This window comes from uncultured Campylobacter sp. (genome assembly GCF_938030815.1).
Classification (GTDB): domain Bacteria; phylum Campylobacterota; class Campylobacteria; order Campylobacterales; family Campylobacteraceae; genus Campylobacter_B.
Genome location: NZ_CALHII010000273.1, coordinates 1 through 5988, shown reverse-complemented (window position 1 = coordinate 5988; position 5988 = coordinate 1). Strand labels below are relative to the sequence as shown.

Here is a 5988-nt window from a genome sequence, read left to right as displayed (position 1 = left end):
GATTTATAGCTGATATAGTACCTGTCAAAGATGAGGAAGAGGCACTTGAATTTATAGAAGGAGTGAGAAAGAAGTTTTGGGATGCAAGACATCATTGCTATGCTTATATCGTAGGAGATAAGGGAAGTATACAAAGATGCTCCGATGACGGGGAACCTTCAAAAACTGCCGGAAGACCTATGCTTGATGTACTGCTTTCAAAGAACTTAATAAATATCTGTGCTGTAGTTACCAGATATTTCGGAGGCACTCTGCTTGGTACGGGGGGCTTGGTTAGAGCCTATCAGTCTGCGGTAATTAACGGACTCGAAGGTATGGAGATCGTAAAAATAGAAGAGGCATTCAGACTTTATATAAAGTCAAGTTATGATATGTATGGAAATTTTAAAAGAATGGAAGAAAGCCTTGGTATATATATAGAAGATGTAGAATATACTCAAGAAGTGGATATGAAAATAATAGTAAAAAAAGAACTTGAAGAAAGTTTCTTAAAAAGACTTGCCGCCGAGAGTGCGGGAAGTATAAGTCCTTATAAAATAGAAGAGATAAATTTTGTTATAAGTAAAGGTAAAGTAAGAGTTGTAACTTTTACTTGATAATGCTTATTGATAATGTTATATTATACCCCGTAGATTTTATGATAAGTTATAATAGAAAGAGAAGTATATGTTGGAGAGCCGAGATAACATAAGAAATATAGCGATAATAGCCCATGTAGACCATGGTAAGACTACTTTGACAGCTGCTATTTCTGCTGTTCTTTCCAGGAAGGGTCTAGCCGAGCTAAAAGACTACGACAATATCGATAACGCTCCAGAGGAAAAAGAGCGCGGTATTACTATCGCTACGTCTCACATCGAATATGAGACCGAGAAACGTCACTATGCTCACGTTGACTGCCCTGGTCACGCCGACTACGTAAAAAATATGATTACCGGCGCGGCTCAGATGGACGGAGCTATTTTAGTTGTTTCCGCTGCAGACGGTCCTATGCCTCAAACTCGCGAGCACATCTTACTTTCTCGCCAGGTAGGCGTTCCATATATCGTAGTTTTCTTAAATAAAACCGACATGGTTGATGATCCGGATCTTTTAGAGCTAGTCGAAGAGGAAGTTAGAGATCTTCTTAAAGAGTATAAATTCCCTGGCGACGAGACTCCGATCATTAAAGGTTCTGCGCTTAAGGCTCTTGAAGAGGCTAAAGCCGGACAAGATGGTGAGTGGTCTGCAAAGATTATGGAGCTTATGGATGCCGTTGATAGCTATATTCCAACTCCTGTTCGCGATACCGATAAAGATTTCCTTCTTCCGATCGAAGATATTTTCTCGATTTCCGGTCGCGGTACCGTTGTAACCGGTAGAATCGAAAAAGGTATAGTTAAAGTTGGCGATACTATCGAGATCGTAGGTATTAAACCTACTCAAACTACTACCGTTACCGGCGTTGAGATGTTTAGAAAAGAGATGGACCAAGGTGAAGCCGGCGATAACGTAGGTGTTTTATTGCGCGGTACTAAGAAAGAGGAAGTAGAGCGCGGTATGGTTTTATGCAAACCAAAATCTATCACTCCTCATACTAAATTTGAGGGCGAGGTTTATATCCTAACTAAAGAAGAGGGCGGACGCCATACTCCATTCTTTAATAATTATAGACCGCAGTTTTACGTTCGTACGACAGATGTTACCGGTTCGATTACCCTTCCTGAGGGAACGGAGATGGTAATGCCTGGCGATAATGTTAAGATTACCGTTGAGCTAATCGCCCCGATTGCTCTTGAGCAAGGTACTCGCTTCGCGATTCGCGAAGGCGGTCATACCGTAGGTTCAGGCGTCGTTTCGAAAATCATCGCTTAATTTTTTGCAAGCGGAATTTTAAAATTCCGCTTGCTTTTTTATTCAAGGAAACCAAATGGCAAAGAATTCAAGTAGAGTAAAGGTCGGATTAAAATGCTCCGAAAGTGGCGATATTAACTATACTACTTATAAAAATAGCAAAACTACGACCGAAAAACTAGAACTTAAAAAATATTGCCCCAGATTAAAAAAGCACACGCTTCATAAAGAAGTCAAGTTAAAAGGCTAATTGTTATAGGGCAATAGCTCCAACGGTAGAGCGCCGGATTCCAAATCCGATGGTTGGGGGTTCGAATCCCTCTTGCCCTGCCACGAGGATTGGGTATGGAAAAAGTAAAAGAGTATTATAAACAAGCAAAGATAGAGTTAGATAAGGTAATTTTCCCGACTAAAGATCAGACTAAAACAGCATATATCTCTGTAGTAGTCGTAGTCGTAGTTATCGCACTGTTCTTAGCGCTAGTGGATCTTATTATGTCCGCTTTGATAACTGCTTAAGTAAGGATCGCAATATGGCAAATAAATGGTATGCGATACAAACTTACGCCGGCAGCGAGATGGCGGTAAAGCGTGCAATAGAAGCGCTAAAGCAAGACGAAGCGCTGGAGGCTAAGATCGGCGAAGTGTTAGTGCCTACCGAAGATGTTATAGAGGTCAAAAATACAAAGCAAACCATCAAAGAGCGCAGCTTATATCCAGGGTATTGTTTTGCAAATTTAGATCTGGACACCACTTTGTGGCATAGAATCCAGATGCTGCCTAAGGTCAGTCGCTTTATCGGCGAGGCGAAAAAGCCCTCTGCGCTACCGGAAAAAGATATCGAGATAATTCTAGAAAAGATCAATAATCGCGAGGCTCCTAAGCCCAAGATTAATTTTGATGAGGGCGAGACGGTTAGGATCGTCGATGGACCTTTTGCTAATTTCAACGGCATCGTAGAAGAGTATGATATGATCCACGGCAAGCTTCGCCTCAATGTTTCGATCTTCGGACGAAGCACGCCGATTGAAATTTCATATTCGCAAGTTGAAAAGATTATTTAAATTTTATAAGGAGTAAATTTATGGCTAAGAAAGTTGTTGGCGAAATCAAGCTGCAAATAGCGGCCGCAAAAGCAAATCCAAGCCCGCCGGTAGGTCCTGCATTAGGACAAAAGGGTGTTAATATTATGGAATTTTGCAAAGCGTTTAACGAGCGAACCAAAGATATGGCGGGCTTTAATATCCCGGTCATCATCACGGTTTATGCCGATAAAAGCTTTACTTTCATCACTAAGCAGCCGCCTGCGACGGATTTGATCAAAAAAGCGGCGAAGATAGATAAAGGCTCGGACAACCCTCTTAAAAAGAAGGTAGCGTCCTTAACGAAAGCTCAGATTTTAGAGATCGTCGAGAAAAAGATCGCCGATCTTAATACCAAAGATAGAGAGCAGGCTGCTAGGATTATAGCCGGTTCGGCTCGCTCTATGGGCATTACGGTCACTGACTAGACCTTTTGACCGCTAAGGTTTAAAAAAGCGGTAGCACTTTAATTGCGGAGAAATATATGCCAAAAAATTCAAAAAGATTCAACGAACTTTTAAAAAAAGTTGACGTAAATAAAATTTATAGTGTAGACGAAGCGGTAAGCACGGTAAAAACTTTAGCTTCTGCTAAATTTGATGAGACGGTGGAGATCGCTCTTAAACTAAACGTAGATCCAAGACATGCCGATCAGATGGTGCGCGGCTCAGTCGTTTTGCCTGCCGGCACTGGCAAGAGCGTTCGAGTAGCCGTGATTGCAAAAGACGCAAAAGCTAGCGAGGCTAGCGAAGCGGGTGCCGATATCGTGGGTGCCGATGATCTGATCGAAGAGATTCAAAAAGGAAATATAAATTTCGACGTTCTTATCGCTACTCCAAATTTAATGGGACTAGTCGGTAAGGTAGGTCGTATTCTCGGTCCAAAAGGCGTTATGCCGAACCCTAAAACCGGTACCGTTACTATGGATGTCGCTCAGGCCGTTAAAAATGCTAAGGGTGGACAGGTAAATTTCCGCGTCGATAAGCAGGGAAATATCCACGCAGGCCTTGGCAAGGCGAGCTTTAGCAAAGAGCAGCTTTTAGACAATCTTACGACGTTTATCAAAACCATAAATAAGCATAAGCCAGCGACTGCGAAGGGTAGATACGTAACTCATGCATCGCTTTCACTTACTATGAGTCCTGCGGTTACGCTAGATAATCAAGAAATAATCGATTTAAAATAAAATTTTAAATTTTTATCTTAGATTGGAGATAGCTCAAGGTTTTTGACTTAATTGATCGAAATTTTAAAATTTCGATCGCTTGGCTTGAAATCACCGATCGGAAAGGAGACCTAATGACGAGAGACGAAAAATCAAAGATAGTAGCGGAGCTTGGCGAGGCTTTCAAAGCTAGTGAAGCTATAGTAATTTCCGATTTTAAAGGCCTTAGCGTTAAGCAGCTTGAAGATCTTCGAAATAGCGCGCGCGAAGCGGGCGTAAAGGTTCGAGTTATCAAAAACACCCTAGCCAATATCGCATTAAAAAATGCCGAAAAAAACGGACTTAGCTTTAAAGATACCAATATCTTCTTATGGGGCGAGCAGCTTTCTGTATGTAAAGTAGCGGCTAAATTTGAAGAGAAAAATGAAATTTTTAAGCTTAAGACCGCTCATATCGATGGGGAAGTAGCCGGCATAGATAAGGTTAGAGCGCTTTCGAAGATGCCTTCGAGAGACGAGCTTATCGCGATGCTGCTTCAAGTATGGAATGCGCCGATTCAAAATTTTACGATCGGCCTCAATGCGCTTAAGCAGAAAAAAGAAGCTAGCGCTTAATTAAAATTTAGGAGAATAAAATGGCAATTTCAACAGATGAAGAGGTTTTGGAGTATATCTCTAATCGTTCGGTACTAGAGCTTAGCGAACTAGTTAAAAAATTTGAGGAAAAATTCGGCGTAAGCGCAGCTCCAGTTATGGTAGCAGGCGGCGTAGGTGCTGGCGGCGCAGGTGCGGCAGCGGCTGAAGAGAAAACGGAATTCGACGTCGTATTGCTTGATGCGGGTGACAAGAAAATCAACGTAATTAAGGTTGTTCGCGCCCTAACAGGTCTTGGTTTAAAAGAAGCCAAAGACGCTACCGAGGCTACTCCGTCCGTTCTTAAAGAGGGACTTAACAAAGAAGATGCCGAGAAGGCTAAAAAAGAGCTTGAAGAAGCCGGCGCTAAAGTCGAACTCAAATAAATCGCGAAATTTTAAAATTTTGCATACAAATGTGTGCCGATGCGTTGTATCGGCACTTCTTTCTTTAAAATACAACTACGAGGTAGTGGAATGTTAAACAGCCTATATTCAGGAAATCGTCTTAGGGTGGATTTTTCAAAGGTCCCCAAAGACATTGAAATTCCGAATTTATTACAACTGCAAAAGAAAAGTTTTGATCATTTTTTAAATCTTGACAACTCAGACGATGAAAGCGGCATAGAGAAGGTTTTCAAAGCCATTTTTCCTATCCACGACGTACAGAACAGACTAAGCATCGAGTATGTAAGCAGCGAAATTTCAAAGCCAAAGTATTCGATCAGAGAATGCATGGAAAGAGGTCTTACCTACTCCGTAAATTTAAAGATGAAGCTCCGCCTGCTAGTGCATGAGCGCGATGAAAAGACGGGCAAAAAAATCGGCGTAAAAGAGATCAAAGAGCAAGATATATTCATTCGCGACATTCCTCTAATGACCGATAGAATTTCATTTATTATAAATGGCGTAGAGCGTGTCGTCGTAAATCAGCTGCACAGAAGCCCGGGCGTAATCTTCAAAGAGGAAGAGAGCCCGACGGTTCTAAATAAACTTATCTACACCGCTCAAATAATACCTGATCGCGGCAGCTGGCTATACTTCGAATATGACGTAAAAGACGTACTATACGTGCGCATAAATAAAAGGCGCAAGGTTCCGATCACGATCCTATTTCGCGCACTCGGTTACAAAAAACAAGACATTATAAAATTATTTTATCCTATTAAGACGATCTATATCAAAAAAGGAAAATTCCTAACCGATTTCGATCCTAAAGAGTATTCCGGCAGGCTCGATTACGATATTATAAACGAAAAGGGCGAGGTGCTTCATCA

9 protein-coding genes, 1 tRNA gene and 1 pseudogene are annotated in these 5988 nt (G+C 41.6%); all 11 read left to right on the top strand.

Features of this window, described 5'->3' with window-relative positions; genetic code table 11:
- The coding region (locus Q0277_RS10070) for a YigZ family protein (RefSeq protein WP_297997696.1) at positions 1 to 596 on the top strand (596 nt) is incomplete at its 5' end.
- 70 nt (positions 597 to 666) lie between these two features.
- Complete coding sequence (gene tuf / locus Q0277_RS10065) at positions 667 to 1854, top strand: elongation factor Tu (protein ID WP_297997694.1); 1188 nt, start codon at positions 667 to 669, stop codon at positions 1852 to 1854.
- Between the two features lie 55 nt (positions 1855 to 1909).
- Positions 1910 to 2083, top strand: a complete 174-nt coding sequence (gene rpmG, locus Q0277_RS10060; protein ID WP_005872634.1) for a 50S ribosomal protein L33 — start codon at positions 1910 to 1912, stop codon at positions 2081 to 2083.
- A 7-nt stretch (positions 2084 to 2090) separates the two neighbouring features.
- A tRNA-Trp gene (locus Q0277_RS10055) sits at positions 2091 to 2166 on the top strand.
- Positions 2167 to 2178: 12 nt separating this feature from the next.
- The gene (gene secE / locus Q0277_RS10050) at positions 2179 to 2352 is read left to right on the top strand and encodes a preprotein translocase subunit SecE (protein WP_297997693.1); all 174 of its coding nucleotides are present in this window, start codon (positions 2179 to 2181) and stop codon (positions 2350 to 2352) included.
- Between the two features lie 14 nt (positions 2353 to 2366).
- Positions 2367 to 2897 carry a transcription termination/antitermination protein NusG gene (nusG, locus tag Q0277_RS10045; RefSeq protein WP_297949858.1) on the top strand — a complete coding sequence of 177 codons (531 nt, stop codon included), beginning with the start codon at positions 2367 to 2369 and terminating at the stop codon, positions 2895 to 2897.
- Between the two features lie 20 nt (positions 2898 to 2917).
- Positions 2918 to 3343 (top strand): 50S ribosomal protein L11, encoded by a 426-nt coding sequence (rplK, locus tag Q0277_RS10040; RefSeq protein ID WP_297997691.1) that lies wholly within the window; start codon positions 2918 to 2920, stop codon positions 3341 to 3343.
- Positions 3344 to 3399: 56 nt separating this feature from the next.
- Positions 3400 to 4101: a 50S ribosomal protein L1 gene (rplA, locus tag Q0277_RS10035; RefSeq protein WP_291939398.1), complete on the top strand. Its 702-nt coding sequence runs from the start codon at positions 3400 to 3402 to the stop codon at positions 4099 to 4101.
- Between the two features lie 113 nt (positions 4102 to 4214).
- Positions 4215 to 4694 (top strand): 50S ribosomal protein L10, encoded by a 480-nt coding sequence (rplJ, locus tag Q0277_RS10030; protein WP_291939396.1) that lies wholly within the window; start codon positions 4215 to 4217, stop codon positions 4692 to 4694.
- A gap of 20 nt (positions 4695 to 4714) precedes the next feature.
- Positions 4715 to 5098, top strand: a complete 384-nt coding sequence (gene rplL / locus Q0277_RS10025) for a 50S ribosomal protein L7/L12 (protein ID WP_297997689.1) — start codon at positions 4715 to 4717, stop codon at positions 5096 to 5098.
- A 90-nt stretch (positions 5099 to 5188) separates the two neighbouring features.
- Positions 5189 to 5988, top strand: a pseudogene (locus Q0277_RS10020) (DNA-directed RNA polymerase subunit beta); the annotation flags it as partial.

Coding starts and splice junctions, on each gene's coding strand:
- secE (WP_297997693.1), top strand. CDS start 2,179: ATGGAAAAAGTAAAAGAGTATTATAAACAAGCAAAGATAGAGTTAGAT.
- rpmG (WP_005872634.1), top strand. CDS start 1,910: ATGGCAAAGAATTCAAGTAGAGTAAAGGTCGGATTAAAATGCTCCGAA.
- rplJ (WP_291939396.1), top strand. CDS start 4,215: ATGACGAGAGACGAAAAATCAAAGATAGTAGCGGAGCTTGGCGAGGCT.
- tuf (WP_297997694.1), top strand. CDS start 667: ATGTTGGAGAGCCGAGATAACATAAGAAATATAGCGATAATAGCCCAT.
- nusG (WP_297949858.1), top strand. CDS start 2,367: ATGGCAAATAAATGGTATGCGATACAAACTTACGCCGGCAGCGAGATG.
- rplL (WP_297997689.1), top strand. CDS start 4,715: ATGGCAATTTCAACAGATGAAGAGGTTTTGGAGTATATCTCTAATCGT.
- rplK (WP_297997691.1), top strand. CDS start 2,918: ATGGCTAAGAAAGTTGTTGGCGAAATCAAGCTGCAAATAGCGGCCGCA.
- rplA (WP_291939398.1), top strand. CDS start 3,400: ATGCCAAAAAATTCAAAAAGATTCAACGAACTTTTAAAAAAAGTTGAC.